Annotated in this window: 15 protein-coding genes; 2 read left to right on the plus strand and 13 right to left on the minus strand. The window is 68.1% G+C overall.

Annotated features, from left to right (window positions below; genetic code table 11):
- Positions 1 to 7 precede the first annotated feature (7 nt).
- Positions 8 to 1,465, minus strand: coding sequence for an NAD-dependent succinate-semialdehyde dehydrogenase (locus VG502_RS12885; RefSeq protein ID WP_325550468.1), 1,458 nt, complete (start codon positions 1,463 to 1,465; stop codon positions 8 to 10).
- Positions 1,466 to 1,520: 55 nt separating this feature from the next.
- Here VG502_RS12885 and VG502_RS12890 point away from each other — a divergent pair, with 55 nt between their 5' ends.
- Positions 1,521 to 2,198, plus strand: coding sequence for a copper homeostasis protein CutC (locus VG502_RS12890; protein ID WP_325550469.1), 678 nt, complete (start codon positions 1,521 to 1,523; stop codon positions 2,196 to 2,198).
- On the opposite strand, the gene VG502_RS12895 is transcribed toward VG502_RS12890, so the two are convergent.
- From VG502_RS12895 to VG502_RS12940, 10 genes are all read right to left on the minus strand, one after another.
- Complete coding sequence (locus tag VG502_RS12895) at positions 2,192 to 3,649, minus strand: M81 family metallopeptidase (RefSeq protein WP_325550470.1); 1,458 nt, start codon at positions 3,647 to 3,649, stop codon at positions 2,192 to 2,194. The two genes, VG502_RS12890 and VG502_RS12895, sit on opposite strands and share 7 nt — an antisense overlap.
- The gene (locus VG502_RS12900; protein ID WP_325550471.1) at positions 3,646 to 5,559 is read right to left on the minus strand and encodes a M3 family metallopeptidase; all 1,914 of its coding nucleotides are present in this window, start codon (positions 5,557 to 5,559) and stop codon (positions 3,646 to 3,648) included. Before VG502_RS12900 ends, VG502_RS12895 begins: the two co-directional genes overlap by 4 nt.
- A gap of 24 nt (positions 5,560 to 5,583) precedes the next feature.
- Entirely contained in the window at positions 5,584 to 6,453 is an 870-nt protein-coding gene (gene mutM / locus VG502_RS12905) for a bifunctional DNA-formamidopyrimidine glycosylase/DNA-(apurinic or apyrimidinic site) lyase (RefSeq protein ID WP_325550472.1), read from the minus strand.
- Positions 6,446 to 7,252, minus strand: a complete 807-nt coding sequence (rnc, locus tag VG502_RS12910) for a ribonuclease III (RefSeq protein WP_325550473.1) — start codon at positions 7,250 to 7,252, stop codon at positions 6,446 to 6,448. Before rnc ends, mutM begins: the two co-directional genes overlap by 8 nt.
- Positions 7,253 to 7,268: 16 nt before the next feature.
- Positions 7,269 to 7,463 (minus strand): 50S ribosomal protein L32, encoded by a 195-nt coding sequence (gene rpmF, locus VG502_RS12915; RefSeq protein ID WP_325550474.1) that lies wholly within the window; start codon positions 7,461 to 7,463, stop codon positions 7,269 to 7,271.
- Between the two features lies 1 nt (position 7,464).
- Entirely contained in the window at positions 7,465 to 8,043 is a 579-nt protein-coding gene (locus tag VG502_RS12920) for a YceD family protein (protein WP_325550475.1), read from the minus strand.
- A gap of 102 nt (positions 8,044 to 8,145) precedes the next feature.
- Positions 8,146 to 8,652: a pantetheine-phosphate adenylyltransferase gene (coaD, locus tag VG502_RS12925; protein ID WP_325550476.1), complete on the minus strand. Its 507-nt coding sequence runs from the start codon at positions 8,650 to 8,652 to the stop codon at positions 8,146 to 8,148.
- A 27-nt stretch (positions 8,653 to 8,679) separates the two neighbouring features.
- Positions 8,680 to 9,255 (minus strand): 16S rRNA (guanine(966)-N(2))-methyltransferase RsmD, encoded by a 576-nt coding sequence (gene rsmD, locus VG502_RS12930; protein ID WP_325550477.1) that lies wholly within the window; start codon positions 9,253 to 9,255, stop codon positions 8,680 to 8,682.
- Positions 9,252 to 11,456, minus strand: coding sequence for an ATP-dependent DNA helicase RecG (locus tag VG502_RS12935; protein ID WP_325550478.1), 2,205 nt, complete (start codon positions 11,454 to 11,456; stop codon positions 9,252 to 9,254). The genes rsmD and VG502_RS12935 overlap by 4 nt, the downstream gene beginning before the upstream one ends.
- Positions 11,457 to 12,971 carry a DAK2 domain-containing protein gene (locus VG502_RS12940; protein ID WP_325550479.1) on the minus strand — a complete coding sequence of 505 codons (1,515 nt, stop codon included), beginning with the start codon at positions 12,969 to 12,971 and terminating at the stop codon, positions 11,457 to 11,459. It lies immediately after the preceding gene.
- A 181-nt stretch (positions 12,972 to 13,152) separates the two neighbouring features.
- Between VG502_RS12940 and rpmB the strand changes: the two genes are divergently transcribed.
- Complete coding sequence (gene rpmB / locus VG502_RS12945) at positions 13,153 to 13,347, plus strand: 50S ribosomal protein L28 (protein WP_166118878.1); 195 nt, start codon at positions 13,153 to 13,155, stop codon at positions 13,345 to 13,347.
- Positions 13,348 to 13,546: 199 nt separating this feature from the next.
- Here rpmB and VG502_RS12950 read toward each other — a convergent pair whose 3' ends face one another.
- Together VG502_RS12950 and VG502_RS12955 are read right to left on the minus strand one after the other, a co-directional pair.
- Positions 13,547 to 13,858 carry a hypothetical protein gene (locus VG502_RS12950; protein WP_325550480.1) on the minus strand — a complete coding sequence of 104 codons (312 nt, stop codon included), beginning with the start codon at positions 13,856 to 13,858 and terminating at the stop codon, positions 13,547 to 13,549.
- 29 nt (positions 13,859 to 13,887) lie between these two features.
- On the minus strand, positions 13,888 to 15,555 hold the full coding sequence (locus VG502_RS12955) for a sodium:solute symporter family protein (protein ID WP_325550481.1): 1,668 nt from the start codon (positions 15,553 to 15,555) through the stop codon (positions 13,888 to 13,890).
- Positions 15,556 to 15,585: the final 30 nt, after the last annotated feature.

A 15,585-nucleotide genomic window follows, 5' to 3' on the forward strand; every position in this document is an offset into this window, starting at 1 on the left:
GGCCGGCTCAGAGAGCCAGCCCGACATACTTGGTCTCCAGGTACTCCTCGATGCCCTCGAAGCCACCCTCTCGACCGAAACCACTTGCCTTGACGCCACCGAACGGTGCTGCCGGGTTGGAGACGACGCCCTGGTTGACGCCGACCATGCCGTACTCCAGCGCTTCGCTCACACGCAGCACCCGGGCGTAGTCGCGCGTGAAGAAGTAGCCGACAAGTCCGTACTCGGTGTCGTTCGCGCGCTGGATGACGTCGGACTCGTCGGTGAACGTCTGTATGGCGGCCACCGGCCCGAAGATCTCCTCCCGCGCCATCGCCGCGTCACCGGGCAGGCCAGTGATCACGGTCGGTGTGAAGAAGAAGCCGGAGCCCTCGCGCTTGCCACCACCGGTGACGACCTTCGCCCCGCGATCGGTGGCATCGGCGACCAGTCCGGTCACCTTGTCGACCGCCTTCGCGTTGATCAGCGGGCCGACGTCGACCCCGTCGACCAGCCCGTCGCCCACTGTCAGCCCTGCCATCCGCGCGGCGAACTTCTCACTGAACTCGGCCGCGACGTCGGCGTGGACGAAGAAGCGGTTGGCCGCCGTGCACGCCTCGCCGATGTTCCGCATCTTGGCGAGCATCGCGCCGTCGACCGCTGCATCGATGTCGGCGTCGTCGAAGACGATGAACGGCGCGTTCCCGCCCAGCTCCATCGACACGCGCAACACCTGCTGCGCCGACTGCTCGATGAGCGTTCGTCCGACCGGCGTGGAGCCGGTGAAGGTCAGCTTCCGCGCCCTCGGGTCACGGATGAGTGGCTCCATGACCTCGCCGCTCCTGCTCGTGGTGACGACATTGAGCACTCCGGCGGGCAGCCCTGCCTCCTCCATGACCTGCGCGAGGTAGAGCATCGACAGCGGTGTCTCGGCCGCGGGCTTCACCACCATCGTGCAACCTGCTGCCACGGCCGGACCGATCTTGCGCGTGCCCATCGCCAACGGGAAATTCCACGGGGTGATCATCAGCGTCGGACCCACCGGCTGCTTCATCGTCATCAGCCGGGTCGCGCCGTTCGGCGCCGTCGAGTAGCGCCCGGACACGCGGACCGCTTCCTCGGCGAACCAGCGGAAGAACTCGGCACCGTAGGCCACCTCACCACGCGACTCGGCGAGCGGCTTGCCCATCTCGAGCGTCATCAGCTCGGCGAAGACGTCCGTCCGCTCCACGATCAATTCGTATGCCGCGCGCAGGATCTCGCTGCGGTCTCGCGGCGCAGAACGCGCCCATTCGGCCTGCGCGTCCGCTGCGGCGGTCAACGCCGCGTCACCGTCCGCGACCGAACCGTCGGCGACCCGAGTCAGCTCTCCCCCGGTGGCCGGGTTGTCCACTTCGAGAGTGGCGCCTCCCTCGGCATCCCGCCAGCTGCCGCCGATGAACAACTGCTTCTTGACCTGCTCAACAACCGAAGACGTCTTTGTCATGACCCAAGCGTGCCACCCCTTGGTGGGCTCGAGAATGGGGCCCAGAATGAACGGCATGAGCCGGACCCTCGAAGTGATCGTCACCAGCGTCACGGACGCCCGCGCCGCACACGACGGCGGCGCCGACCGCCTCGAGTTGGTTGCCGAGCCGGAACGCGGTGGGATGACTCCGGCACCGGACGTGGTGCGCGCTGTGCTCGCGGCGACCGATCTCCCGGTGCGGGTCATGATCCGACGCGCTGAGTCGCACCGGTTGACCGACGAGGACGCCGCTCAGCTGTGTCGCGACGTCGAATCACTGCCCATGGCAACAGGTTTCGTGTGCGGCGCGGTCGATGTAGCCGGAGTGCCATCCGACGCCCTGGGACCGGTCATCGCTGCGTTCGGCGGTCGGCACTGGACCTTCCATCGTGCTCTCGACGACGCGCCCGATCTGGCGGCAGCTGTCACTGCTGCGCTGTTCCTGCCCGGGTGCGACCAGGTGCTGACTGCGGGCGACCCGGCCGGGATCGACGTCGGCATGCCGCGCATCGTCGCCACACTGCGCGATCCGGAACTCGCCGCAGCGACCCTCGTCGGCGGCGGCGTGACCTATGACAACCTGCCGGCGCTACTTGCTGCCGGCGCCCGCGGCATACACCTGGGGCGTATGGCGCGGGTCGACGGCAGCTGGGATCACCCTGTGCAGAGCGCGCTCGTCCGTGCCGCCGCGGACCTCGTTCACGGTCACTGAGCCGCGTCGAAGACCTCCACGTCCGCGCGCCAACCGTGATCGAGCGGGTCGAACGGGTGCAGTGGGTGTCCGACGTGCTCGAACCGGAGATCGCCGATCCGCTGGTCTACCGGACCCTCGGTCAGTGCCATCACCCAGCCCCTGCTCACCTCCTCCAGCTCCGGTTCGAGGTAGCCGATCTTGTTGATCACCAGTCTGGTTCGGGCCAGGTCCACCCCGACCCGCGCGTAATCGCCGACCGTGTGGAACGGGCGGCGACGCGATGTCAGGACGACCTGCAGGCGCCCCAGTCGGATGACGGCGACCTCCCCGGAGCAGTCGTCAGCGAGCCGGTCGACGACTCCAGTGAGTCGCGCGCGTGCCGGCCAGCCGAAGCACCCTCCGACCTCTTCGTCGAAGGCACCGCCAACGCCGATCTGCCGTGCCGCCTGCACCCCGCCGGGATCGACCAGCGCTGACCACACTGCGTCGCCCGCGCCCTCGGTGACCCGCTGGTCCGCGACCAAGGCGTCCAAAGTCGTTGCCACATCTCCGGATCCGCCCGCCGTCGGGTTGTCGCCGGTGTCACTGATGAAGAACGGACCGTCCGGCGCCGCCTCCGCGGCATCAAGCGCCCACGGCAGACTCCCGGTCGGGCCGCAGAAGGCGAAGTCATCCCGCGAGGCGACGAATTGCTCTGCCACCCGCCCACATTCACGCTGTATGGCGCAAGCGTCCTCCCCCACCACCACGGCAGCGGCCGACGTGCGAGCCTCGTCGGCCCAGGCATAGCCGACCCACAGCGCCGACTCCCACACGCCCTCCGGCGGATCGGCCAACGACCGGTAGAGCGAGGCCGCAGGCTCGACGCGCGTCGAGGTCTTCTCCCCCGGCAGCGCAACAGGGATCCGGCACCACGCACGCGCCGGACGCACACCGGATGTCAGGGCACGCGCCAGCAGCCGTGCCGCGCGGTCCCGCGTCTCCGGTTCGTCCACGTGCGGCGCTGTTCGGTAGCAGGTCGGCAGCTCCACACACCGGACGAACTCGCGCGACACCTGCCCGTGCAGGTCCATCGCCGCCGCCATCACGACCTCCGCGCCGCCGGCGGCCTCCCGCACCCGGCGAGCGAGATCCGCCTCGACGTCGCTCATCCCCTCGACGAGCATCGCGCCGTGGATGTCGAGCAGCACACCGTCCCAGGGTGCTCCGGCCCGGACCGCGTCGAGCACCTGCTGCAGCAGTGCGTCATACGCGGCACGCAGGACCGGTCCACCCGGCAGCGCCCGCGCGACCGGGCCCGGCACGAAGTCGACCTCGCGGACGTGCCCCGACGGCACGGCCGGAAAGCGTTCCAGCACCCGGTCACCGGTACGAATACCGAAGTCCGCCAGCGTTGTTCGGTGCGGGGCGAACGACGAGCACTCGGTGCCGATGCCGACGATGATCGCTCGCGGGCGCTGCCCGGTCACTCAGCCAGCCACGCTGCGTAAGCGTCGAACGTGTACGGACGCCCCAGGAAGTCGGCGACCAGATCGGCCGCGTCCTTGCTGCCGCCCGGGACCAGGACCTTGTCGCGATAACGACCGGCAACCTCTGCGTTGTAGAGGTCGGCCGTGTCGAACGCGCTGAACATGTCCTTCGCGATGACCAGCGACCACATGTAGGTGTAGTAGCCCGAGCTGTAGCCGTCCAGGTGACCGAACGCAGTGTGGAAGTGCGTGTCCGGGACATACGGGAAGACCGAGTACTTCGCCTGCAGGTCACGCACCACCTCGGTCAGGTCGGCATACCGCCGCAGGTACAGGTTCAACGACAGGGCGGCGTAGAACATCTGCGTCCGCGCCTGGAACCCCTTGCCGAAGTCATCGGCGCGACGCATCTTCGTCACGAGTTCGGCCGGGATCGTCTCTCCTGCCTCGTTGGTCGCGAAGGTCGCCAGCACGTCGGCGTCCCACGCCCACTCCTCCAGCATCTGACTGGGCGCCTCGACGAAGTCCCATTCGGTGGCGACCCCGGTGAAGCTGATCCACTCCTGGTCGCCGCCGAGCACATGGTGGATCAGGTGTCCGAACTCGTGGAAGAGCGTCACGACCTCGTCGTGCTCCATCAGGCCCCGGCCGAAGTTGCACAGCAGGACGCCCTCGGGCAGTTGCCGTCCGCGCAGCCCACCACGCAGGTCGAACTGCGCCGCATGCTTGTACTTCCCGTCGCGTGGGTGCAGGTCGAGGTAGATCCTGCCGATCCGCTCCCCCGCCCGCAGTACGTCGTATGGCGCCACGTCGGCGTCCCAGGTCACCGCGTCGACCGGCTCGAACGAGATCCCGAAGAGCCGCCCGGTCACATCGAGCAGGCCCTGCCGGACCTTCTCGAAGGAGAAATAGGTCCGGACCTGCTGTGCGTCGACGGCGTACTGCTCCTTGCGCACCAACTCGGAGTAGAAGGACAGGTCCGAGGACGAGATGTCGGTGGCCTCCGGCACGTCCTGCTGCAGCCGCTCCAGCAGGACCGCCTTGTCACGTTCGGCGCTCTCTGTGGCCGCCGCCGTGATCTTGTCGATGAACTCGCCGATGGCAGAGGCGTTTCCGATCATCTTCACCTCGGCGTCGAAGTCCGCCCAGGTGTCATAGCCGAGCAGTTTCGCGTGTTCCGCGCGCAGTTCCAGCAGTCGTTGCAGCACCGCGTCGTTGCCGGGCCAGGCGACGTTCAGTCGTTCGAGCGTCATCGCCATACGGGTGGAGGCGTCCTGGCAGAAGGTGATCAGCGGAATCGCATCCGGGTAGTCCGTCGTCACGGTGACCAGACCGTCATCGCCGGCCGGGTGCGCGTCGAGCCAGTCCTGCGGCATACCGGCCAGCGCCGCCGGCGGCACGGAAATGCTCCGCACGCCCTCGCGGATGTTCTTGCTGTGCTCCTGGCTCGCCCTGAGTTCCAGCTCGGCGAGTTCGCTCAACCGGGCCCGCGTCTGTTCGTCCTGGTCCACCCCACTGCGCCGGAAATCGCGCAGGGTGTGCTCCAGAAAGCGCCGCGCCCCGTTGTCCAGGCCGGAGGTGTCGACCGACGAGAGGATGCCGAAAACCTCCGGGTCCATACCGAGTTCGGTGGAGAAGGCGTCCAGCCGTTGCATCGCCGTCTCGGCGGCGTCGCGCACCGCGGAACTCGGATCCGCCTCGGAGTACACCCCGGCGACCCCGGCGGCCCCCGCGAGCGCGACATGGATGTCGTTCCAGGCACGCAGCGTTTCGAGCGCGTCAGTGGGCGGGCTCTTCTTGAACGACGTCACGAGCGAGCGCGCCCGATCGAGGCCGCCGTCGCAGGTCCGGGCGACCCACTCAAGGGCCTCGTCGGAAGTTGGCAGGGTCTGCGGCTCCAATGCGCTCATGGAGGCAACCTAACCGGATGCGGCTCAGCCGACCACGCGCGGACGTCGCTGGCACCGCGGACAGCTGAACGACGACCGGTTCATGAACGACTCGCGCACCATCGGCGTGCCGCACCGACGACACGGATCGCCTTGTCGTCCATAGGCGTTCAGCGATCTCTCAAAATAGCCGCTGGCGCCGTTGACGTCGACATACAGGCTGTCGAAGCTGGTGCCGCCCCGACCGAGAGCCTCGGTCATCACGTCGGCGGCATGTCCCAGCACCTCGCGAACCGCCGCCGCGGTGAGTCGCTCCGTCGGCCGCTCACCGTGCAGGCGTGCCCGCCAGAGCGCCTCGTCCGCATAGATGTTGCCGATGCCGGAGACCAGGGACTGGTCCAGCAGCGCCCGCTTCAACTGGGTATGGCGACGCCGCATCGCCCTGCTGACCGCCTGCTGGTCGAACGCGGCCTCGAGCGGGTCCGGCGCGATGTGGCCGATGATGTCCGGCACACTGCCGGGTCCGAACGGATCCGGCACCAGCGCAACCAGTTGCAGACCGCCGAAGGTCCGCTGGTCGACGAAACGCAATTGGCGCCCGTCGGAGAGGTCGAAGAGAGCGTGGGCGTGCTTCTCCCGGGGCGATTCGGGCTCCTCGACCAGCAGTTGCCCACTCATCCCGAGGTGTATGACGAGGGCCTCGACCGCGCCGTCCAGCTCCAGCCAGAGATACTTGCCACGCCGCCGCGCACCGGTGACCGCGCGTCCGCGCAACCGGTCCGCCAGGTCGACGGGACCAGGCACGTGTCGTCGCGCGACCCGATGGCCGAAGAGTTGTATGTCGGTCAGCGACCGGCCGACCACGTGCGTGGCAACGCCACGGCGGACGACCTCGACCTCGGGGAGCTCAGGCACTTCCGGCGGTCGACGGGCTGTCGGACCCCGACACGCTCGAGGTGTTGCGGGAGGTCTCCTCGGCGGCGTCGGCCCGCGCCTTGAGGGTCTTCCAGGCGATCTCGGCTGCCTGCTGCTCGGCGGACTTCTTGTTGCGGCCGACGCCCCGGCCGAGCTTCTCGTCGGAGATCAGCACGGTCGCGGTGAAGGTCTTGTCATGGTCCGGCCCCTCCTCCTCGACGCGGTAGAACGGCACGCCGAGGCCGAGCGCGGAGGAGATCTCCTGGAGCGAGGTCTTCCAGTCCAGTCCCGCTCCGAGCGTCGCTGACTGCTCGATGAGGGTGTCCATCAGGCTGTGGATCAGCGCGCTCGCGCCGGGGATCCCGCTGCAGAGGTAGACCGTGCCGATGACTGCTTCCATCGTGTCGGCCAGGATCGAGTCCTTGTCGCGGCCACCGGTGGTCGCCTCGCCACGGCCCAGCTTCAGGAAGTCCCCCAGCTCGAGCTGCCGGGCAACCTTGGCCAGTGCGAGCGAATTGACAACCGCCGCACGGAATTTCGCCAGCTGTCCCTCGGGCAGGTCGGGGTGCTCGTGGTAGAGGTGATCGGTCACGATCAGGCCCAGCACTGCGTCGCCGAGGAACTCCTGGCGCTCGTTGTGCGGGATGCTGCCGTTCTCGTAGGCGAACGACCGATGTGTCAGAGCACGCGAGAGCAGCGACTCGTCGACAACCTGTCCGGATCGCTCTTCGAGGATCCGGGCGAGGTCGGCGACGGGCCGCTGTGCGTGTTCGGGACGCTGCCGCTTACTGGGGCTCACGTCGTCGAAGAGGCCGTCAGGCCTGGTGCTCGGTGCGCTCCGCGGCGCTGTAGTGACGGTCCTTGTAGGTACCGCACGCCGGGCAGGCGACGTGCGACTGCTTCGGCGCGTTGCACTGCGGGCAGGTCGACAGCGCAACCGGCGTCGCCTTCCACTGCGCGCGGCGGGACCGGGTGTTCGAGCGCGACATCTTCCGCTTCGGGACAGCCACGTCAATTCCTCTTCTCGTCGGTGTCGGTGTCATCGCCGCCGGCAAGTTGTGCCAGCGCCGACCACCGGGGGTCGATCACTTCGTGGTGGTGCGTCGGGTCGTCCGCGAGCAGTGCTCCGCATTCGGAGCACAGGCCCGGGCAGTCTTCCCGGCATACCGGCTGGAAGGGCAGTGCAGGCACCACCGCATCCCGCAGCACGGGCTCCAGGTCGGCGAGATCGCCGTCCAGCTCGTGCACGTCCTCCTCGTCACCGTCCTCCACCTCGCGGTGGTGAGCAGCCCGATCGGCGTAAGCGAACAGCTCCTGAAACGGAACGTCGATCGGTAGATCGACGGGCTCCAGGCACCGCACGCAAGCACCGGTCGCCGTGGCGTGCACCGTGCCGGTCACCAGAACGCCCTCCATCACCGACTCCAGACGCAACCGCAAGGTCATCTGCTGACCTTCCGGCACGCTGATCACGTCGGTGCCGAAGTGCTCAGGTGCCGCCACCTGCACCTCACCCTCGAGCATCCCGCCGGGTCGCCTCGGAAGCTCCTTGGTATCAAGGGCCAGCGGGCGTCGCGTATCGGTATGCATCACAGTGTGTTTCGCAGGAGACATGGCACGGTCTCACGTCGGAACGACAAGACCGAAGAGCAAGGTTACCGGGTGAGGTGCCCGTCGCCCAAACCGGCGCCGTCACTCGGTCCGCGGCGCCGGCCCCAGCCTGTCCAGCAGCGGAGCGAGCACCGGCTTCGGCACCATCGCACTGACGTCGGCGCCGCGCTGCGCGATGAGCCGGATCAGCGAGCTCGAGTAATGCGTGTATGCCGGGTCGCCCGGCAGCAACAGCGTCTCCACCCCGGTCATCTCGCGGTTCATCAGCGCCATCGGCAGCTCGTACTCGTAGTCGGTCAGTCCCCGGATGCCCTTCACCAGCACGGCGGCGTCCAGCTCACGGCACACATCCACGATCAACCGGTCACCGAAGGCGAGTGCACGCACGTTGGGCAGGTCGGCGGTCGCCGCCTCGATCAGCTCGATCCGCTCCTGCGGGCTGAACGTGCCCTGTTTGGCGGTGTTGTGGAGTATGGCGACCACCACGTCGTCATACAGCGCACTCGCGCGCTTGATGACGTCGAGGTGACCGTTGGTGATCGGGTCGTAGGAGCCCGGGCACACACACCGTGCAGGATTACCGCTCATGTCACGCACTCTAGCCAGCGGACGGGCTCACGCGGTGTCGCCATCGGGCACGTACTCCGCGAACCAGCAGGTGGTTTCGCCATAGCGCCGCGGCCCGATCAGCTCGACACCTGCCGGCCACACCGGTTCCGCGGATCTGCTGGAGCGCTCCACGACCAGGACCGCGTCGACCGCCAGCGATCCGTGCTCGACCAGGCTCGCGAGCACGCCGGCCAGCACCTCCTCGCCCACTGCGTATGGCGGGTCTATGAACACCAGATCGGCGCGCGGCGCCAGCGGTGCGCCGACCACGGACTCGACGGTGCCGGCACGCACCTGCACGCCGGCGAGGCCGAGGTGGCGGACGTTCTTGTCGATGGTCGCGGCAGCCTTGCGATCGGACTCGACCAGCAGCGCCGAGTCGGCACCTCGTGACACGGCCTCCAGGCCGAGGGCGCCGGAGCCGGCGTAGAGATCGACCACGTGCCCGCCGGTGAGCGCGTCGAGGTGCTCCAGCCGGCCGAAGACGGCCTCGCGGACCCGGTCCGACGTCGGTCGGGTGCCCGAGCCCGGCGGGGTCAGCAGCCGGCGGCCACCCGCGGTCCCCGCGATGATGCGCGTCATCCGCGCTCCAGGAACGCCGCTTGTTCCTCGCTGAGCCGATCGGCGACCAGCTGCGCCAGTCGCGGATGCCCGGTCAGCTCCGGGTCGTCCTCGACGATCGCCGTCGCGTCCTCGCGGGCGAAGTCGATCAGCTCCACATCGGAGGGGTGGCTCAGCCGCAACAGCCGCAGCTGACTGCGCGTGCCACTCTGCGCGGCGCCCAAGACATCGCCCTCGCGTCGCAGGGACAGATCGAGATCGGCCAGTCGGAAACCGTCGCTCGTCGCGGCCACCGCTTCGATCCGCTCGACCGTGTCGGGGTTCTCGGTCTCGGTCACCAGCAGGCACAGGCCCGCCGCATCGCCACGCCCCACGCGGCCGCGCAACTGGTGCAGCTGCGAGATGCCGAAGCGGTCGGCGTCCATCACGACCATCACCGTCGCATTGGGCACGTCGACACCGACCTCGATGACCGTGGTCGACACCAGCACGTCGATGTCGCCGGCACCGAACGCCGTCATGACGGCATCCTTGTCATCGGCGGACATCCGGCCGTGCAGCATCTCTATCCGCAGTCCCTGCAACGACGGCTCGCTCCGCAGCCGCTCGAGCTGCTGGTGCACGCCGGTCAGCTCACGCTGGGCCTCGGGCTCCTCGCCCTCGTCATACGCCTCGAAGTCCGGTGGCGGCTCCCCCTCGAAGCCGACCTCGAGCGATGCGTCCATCGGGTCGCCGATGCGGGGGCACACGACGTAGGCCTGGTGCCCCGCGCGGACCTCTTCGGCGACACGCTCCCAGGTGCGCGTCATCCAGTTGGGCCGGCTGCCGGGCACGACATGGCTGGCGATCGGTTGCCTCCCGCGCGGCAGCTCTCGCAGCACCGAGGTGTCCATGTCGCCGAAGACCGTCATCGCGACGGTTCGCGGGATCGGCGTCGCCGTCATCACCAGGACGTGCGGCGGCCGAGCAGCCTTGGCGCGCAACGCATCCCGTTGCTCGACGCCGAAGCGGTGCTGCTCGTCGACGACCACCAGCCCGAGGTCGGCGAACATCACGTGTTCCTGGATCAGCGCGTGCGTGCCGACCACGATGCCGACCGGGCCGGTCGCCACGTCGAGCAGGACCTTCTCCCGCTGGGCCCTGCTCATCGAACCGGTGAGGAGCGCGACCCGGGTGGCGTTGTCGGCACCGCCGAGCATGCCGGCCTGTCCGAGCTCGCCGAGCATCGCGCTGATAGACCGCTCGTGCTGTTGCGCGAGGACCTCGGTCGGTGCGAGCAGCGCCGCCTGGCCGCCCGCGTCGATCGCCGCCAGCATCGCCCGCAGCGCGACGATCGTCTTGCCCGAGCCGACCTCACCCTGCAACAGCCGATGCATCGGGTGGCCCTGTGCCATGTCGTGCGCGATCTGCTCCCCGACCTCGCGCTGGCCCGCCGTCAGCTCGAACGGCAGCCGGGCGTCGAACGCCTCCAGCAGGCCGCCGGAGACGGCAGTGCGCGGAGTCGCCTCCTCCTGGCGGGCTTGCGCGCGCCGCTGCGCGAGCACGGTCTGCACCACCAGCGCCTCGTCATACCGCAGCCGGCGCTTGCCGCGCCCCCAGTCGGCGTCCTGCAACGGCAGGTGCACGTGCTCGTATGCCGTCTGCAGGTCCAGCAACTTCCGCTCGCGCCGCACCTCGTGTGGCACGGGGTCGTCCAGCTCGACCTGCTCCAGCACCAGCCGCATGGTCTGCGTCAGCTGCATGTCCGTGACGCCCTTGACCGCGGGATAGAGCGGGATCAGCCCCCCGCGGTAGACCGGGTCGGTCTCCCCGCCGGAGAAGAGCGTGTATTCGGGATGCGCCAGCTGCAGCGTGTGGCCGTAGGTCTGCATCTTGCCGCGGAAGACACCGTGGGCGCCGGGGACCAGCCGCTCCTCGTGACCCCAGGCGCTGAAGAACACCAGCGAGGCCTGCTGCCCGTCCGCGTCCTGCAGCACAGCGGTGAGCATCTTGCCCTTGCGCCCGCGCATCGGACGCGTCTGCGCGGACACGATCGTCGCCACGAGGACCGCATCCTGCCCCGGGTGGAAGTCGGCCAGCCGGCCGCTCTTGCTCGCGTCGAGGTAGCGGCGCGGCAGGAAGTCGAGCAGGTCACCCACAGTGCGCAGGCCGCGCGCCTTCTCCAGCTTCGTGGCAGCCTTGCCGACGACCGGCTTCAGCGAGCTGCTGCGTGTGATCGCCACCTACTCCACCCCGATGGTGAGCAGGGGCTCGCCGAGCCCACCGGCGACGTGCGTCACCTCCAGCTCGGGCCGCTCGCGGCGGACAACGCCGAGCAACCCGTCGATCCGCGCGGCGGCGAGCCCGTCGCCGGTCACCAGCGTCACCAATTCGGCTCCTGCCGTGGTCTCGATCAGTTCTCGGATCTGCCCCATCAGGGCATCATCACCCGGATCACCGACAACCCGGCGGCTGGCGACGTCGGCCGCCGCCTCACGTGCGGCAGCGCAGAGCTGATCGAAACTAGCGTCGGGATCGAGCACCGCAGCGGCGGCTATCGCCTGAGCCGCATCACTGCCGACCGCGACGACCCCCTGGTCGGAGCCGAGTGCCCGCGCGGCGTCATACGCGTCGGGCGCCGCGCAGAGCAGCAACGTGCCCGACCGCCCGAGCCGCGCGCGCAGGGCCGCCTCGTCCTGCCAGTCGGTCACCGTCGTGATGCCGGCCCGGTGCAGCTGATGCGCCACACCCTGGCCGTGGGCGAGCGCCAGAACGGCGAAATCGGGTGTCTCCGTTGACCTGTGGTCGGCGAACCGCGTGATCCGGAAACGATGCGCATGGCCGGACCCGACACCCGCGTTGACCGCGGCCGCGACGTCGTCGACGTGCACATGCACCGAGTAGCGGCGTGGGCCACCGGCCACGACGAGTGAGTCCCCGAGGTCGTGCAGCGTGGTCTTCAGCACTCCGACCGCGTCCTCGGTGGTCTCCTCGAGCAGGAACATCACCTCGTACGCCGGACCGTCGAGCGGCGCGTGATCACCGCAGTCGGCCGGCAGGTCAGCCGCACCCGTGCTGTCCTTGCTGATCCGCAGCCAGTCCGGCTGCTCGCCACCGGTCGTGGCCAGCCCGCCCTCGCCGTGGATCACCCGTTGCAGCGCCTCCAGCAGCAACAGATAACCGGCGCCGCCCGCGTCGACGACACCGGCACGGCACAGGACGGGGTTGTCGAACCGGGTTCGCAACAGCGCATCACCGGCGCCCTTCACAGCGGCATCGATCACGCCCACCAGGTCACTGGCCGTGGAGTCGGCATCCGTTGCTGCCGAGCCGGCGGCGGCCGCGACGGTCAGGATCGTGCCGGGCACCGGTGCCGACACGCCGTCCTGCGCCAGCTGAGCCGCGCGCGAGAGCACCAGCGCCAGCTGGTGCCCGCCCAGCTGCTGGCCCCGCGAAGCATCGACGGCCTCGCTCAGACCACGGGACAGCTGGCTGAGGATGACGCCCGAGTTGCCGCGCGCCGTGGTCAGGGTCGCCTCCGCCATCGCCGCCGTCGCCGTGACGATCGTCTCCGGCGCCCTCCGGTCGAGTTCGTCGACCGCATCACTCATCGTCATCAGCAGATTGCTGCCGGTGTCTCCGTCGGGCACCGGGAAGACGTTCAGGCCGTTCAGCGCCTGCGCGTATGCCGCCAGGTCGGCACGTGCGGTGATGACCCATCGGCGCAGCGCTGCCAGATCGAGGTGGGCGAGCGGCATGAGACGCTGGATACCTTTCCGGTCGACGGCGCGTGCACCCCGAGCCTAGTCATAGGCGGCATGACCCGTTTTGGAGACCGGGCACCGCCTCGGCTACGCTTGGGCGGTTCCCGTTAGCGACCTGCCTTGTGGCATGCCTACGGGCCAGATCGTTTTCAACCATTATCCAAGGAGATTCACCGTGGCTGCCACCTGCGACGTCTGCGGCAAGGGACCCGGCTTCGGTCACAACATCTCGCACTCGCACCGCCGCACCAAGCGTCGTTGGAACCCCAACATCCAGCGCGTCAAGGCGCTGGTGGGCGAGGCCGGTGTGACCCCGAAGCGTCTCAACGTTTGCACTTCCTGCCTGAAGGCCGGAAAGGTGAAGCGTTGAACTGCTGAGTTCTTCGCTCTTCAGAACGGGCTGTCCCAAACGGGACGGCCCGTTCTTGTATGTCGGAGCCCCATGACCGAGCGGAGCAGCGAACGACCGAGAGGAGTACGGATTCCAGTGGAATCCGTACTCCTCTCGGTCTGCCGGTACTCCTCTCGGTCAGCGAGAGGCCGGAACCGGTCGGCTCAGGTCAGTCGGGTCAGTCGTCCTTCGGCAGGTTCGGGTTGGCCATCTCGGCAGCAGCCTTGTCCCGCTCGAGCTCGACCTCGTCCACCACGATCGGCCGCAGGTAGCACCACACCGCCATACACACGGCGAAGATGAACATGCCCAGGCCACACCAGAGGTTCAGATTGAAGTCGTCGGCCTTGCGTTTGTCCTCCTCGGTGAAGTTGACCAGGCCCATGATGAACAGCACCACGCCGTAGATGCCCATCAGGGCGGCGATGATGTTGCGCACATCGAACAAGCCGGCGCTGTGCCTGCGCGGGGTTGTCGTTTCAGCAGTCATGACTCTTCAGCTCCTTTCGTGAGACCGGGTCAGTGGAAGATGACGTTGAGGATGATGACCAGGGCGAGTGAGACACCCGCCAGCTTCACCGGCGAGAGCCACCAGTGGGCGACGGCCTCCTCGGCGTGGTCCTCCTTCGGCGTCAACGACTTGACCAGACCGCGCAACTCCGATTCCGGCTTGGGAGTGGTGAACCCCGTCACGATCACACTCACCAGTATGTCGACCACGAACGCAGCACCGGCGCACACGAAACTGGCACCCTGGCCCGACAGGCCGATCCAGCCCTGGGACAGCCCGCCCAGCGCGTCCTGCGACGCGATGCCGACCACGACCGCACCCAGGGTTCCGGCAACCAGGCCGGTCCAACCCGCGGCGGACGTCATCTTCTTCCAGAACATGCCGAGGATGAAGGTCGCGAACAGCGGCGCGTTGAAGAAGCCGAACAGGGTCTGCAGGTACCCCATGACGTTGTTGTACTGGCTGGCGAACGCCGAGGTCCCGATCGCGATGATCGTGGCGGCGACGGTCGCGATGCGGCCGAACTCCAGGTAGTACTTGTCGTCCTTGTCCTTCACGACATACGTCTGCCAGATGTCGTACGACATGACGGTGTTGAACGCGGAGATGTTGGCCGCCATACCGGCCATGAACGCGGCGAGCATGCCGGCGATGGCGACACCGAGCAGACCGTTGGGCAGCAGGTCGCGCATCAGGAAGAGCAAGGCGTTGTTGTAGTCGTGCTTGCCCGAGCCGGAGAACGCGCCGAGACCGGCGGCCGCCATACCGGGGATGATGATGATGAACGGGATGAACATCTTCGGGAAGGTGCCGATGATCGGTGCCCGCCGGGCGGAGTTCATGTCCTTGCTGACCATCGCGCGCTGGACCTCGACGAAGTTGGTGGTCCAGTAGCCGAAGGACAACACGAAGCCCAGGCCGAAGACGATGCCGATCACCGAGAGGGTGGCACTGCCGAAGCCGGTCAGGCCCTGACCGGGCCAGGACTGCATCGGGTCGTGCGCGAAGTTCTGGGCGTGCAGCTTGTCCTGCAGTCCGCCCCAGCCACCGATCTTGTGCATCGCGATCAGCGTCAGCGGCAGCAGCGCCGCCACGATCACGAAGAACTGCAGCACCTCGTTGTAGATGGCCGCGGACAGCCCACCGAGCGTGATGTAGGAGAGCACGATGACGGCGGCGATGATCGTGGAGATCCAGATGTTCCAGCCGAAGAGCGTGTTGACGATGGTCGCCAGCAGGTAGAGGTTGATGCCGGCGATCAGCACCTGCGCCACGGCGAAGCTGATCGCGTTGACCAGGTGGGCCTCGGGTCCGAACCGCCGGAGCATGAACTCCGGCACACTGCGCACGCCGGAGCCGTAATAGAACGGCATCATCACCACGGCGAGGAAGAGCATCGCGGGGATCGCGCCGATCCAGTAGTAGTGGAAGGTCGCCATGCCGATCTGTGCACCACTGGCCGACATACCCATGATCTCGGTGGCGCCGAGGTTCGCGGAGATGAACGCCAGGCCCGTGATCCACGCCGGCAGCGAGCGCCCGGACAGGAAGAAGTCGACACTGCTGGACACCTGACGGCGCGCAACGAGGCCGATTCCGATGACGAAGACGAAATAGAGCGCGATGAGGATGTAGTCGACCGGTCCGGCATCGAGTCTCAACGCGGACGAATCCATGTGCATGGGTCACCTACGGCTTTCTGGGTG

The sequence above is a fragment of the Flexivirga sp. genome (assembly GCF_035551235.1).
GTDB lineage: Bacteria > Actinomycetota > Actinomycetes > Actinomycetales > Dermatophilaceae > Flexivirga.

Coding starts and splice junctions, on each gene's coding strand:
- VG502_RS12890 (WP_325550469.1), top strand. CDS start 1,521: ATGAGCCGGACCCTCGAAGTGATCGTCACCAGCGTCACGGACGCCCGC.
- VG502_RS12885 (WP_325550468.1), bottom strand. CDS start 1,465: ATGACAAAGACGTCTTCGGTTGTTGAGCAGGTCAAGAAGCAGTTGTTC.
- VG502_RS12920 (WP_325550475.1), bottom strand. CDS start 8,043: ATGCATACCGATACGCGACGCCCGCTGGCCCTTGATACCAAGGAGCTT.
- coaD (WP_325550476.1), bottom strand. CDS start 8,652: ATGAGCGGTAATCCTGCACGGTGTGTGTGCCCGGGCTCCTACGACCCG.
- rsmD (WP_325550477.1), bottom strand. CDS start 9,255: ATGACGCGCATCATCGCGGGGACCGCGGGTGGCCGCCGGCTGCTGACC.
- VG502_RS12955 (WP_325550481.1), bottom strand. CDS start 15,555: ATGGATTCGTCCGCGTTGAGACTCGATGCCGGACCGGTCGACTACATC.
- VG502_RS12940 (WP_325550479.1), bottom strand. CDS start 12,971: ATGCCGCTCGCCCACCTCGATCTGGCAGCGCTGCGCCGATGGGTCATC.
- VG502_RS12900 (WP_325550471.1), bottom strand. CDS start 5,559: ATGAGCGCATTGGAGCCGCAGACCCTGCCAACTTCCGACGAGGCCCTT.
- VG502_RS12950 (WP_325550480.1), bottom strand. CDS start 13,858: ATGACTGCTGAAACGACAACCCCGCGCAGGCACAGCGCCGGCTTGTTC.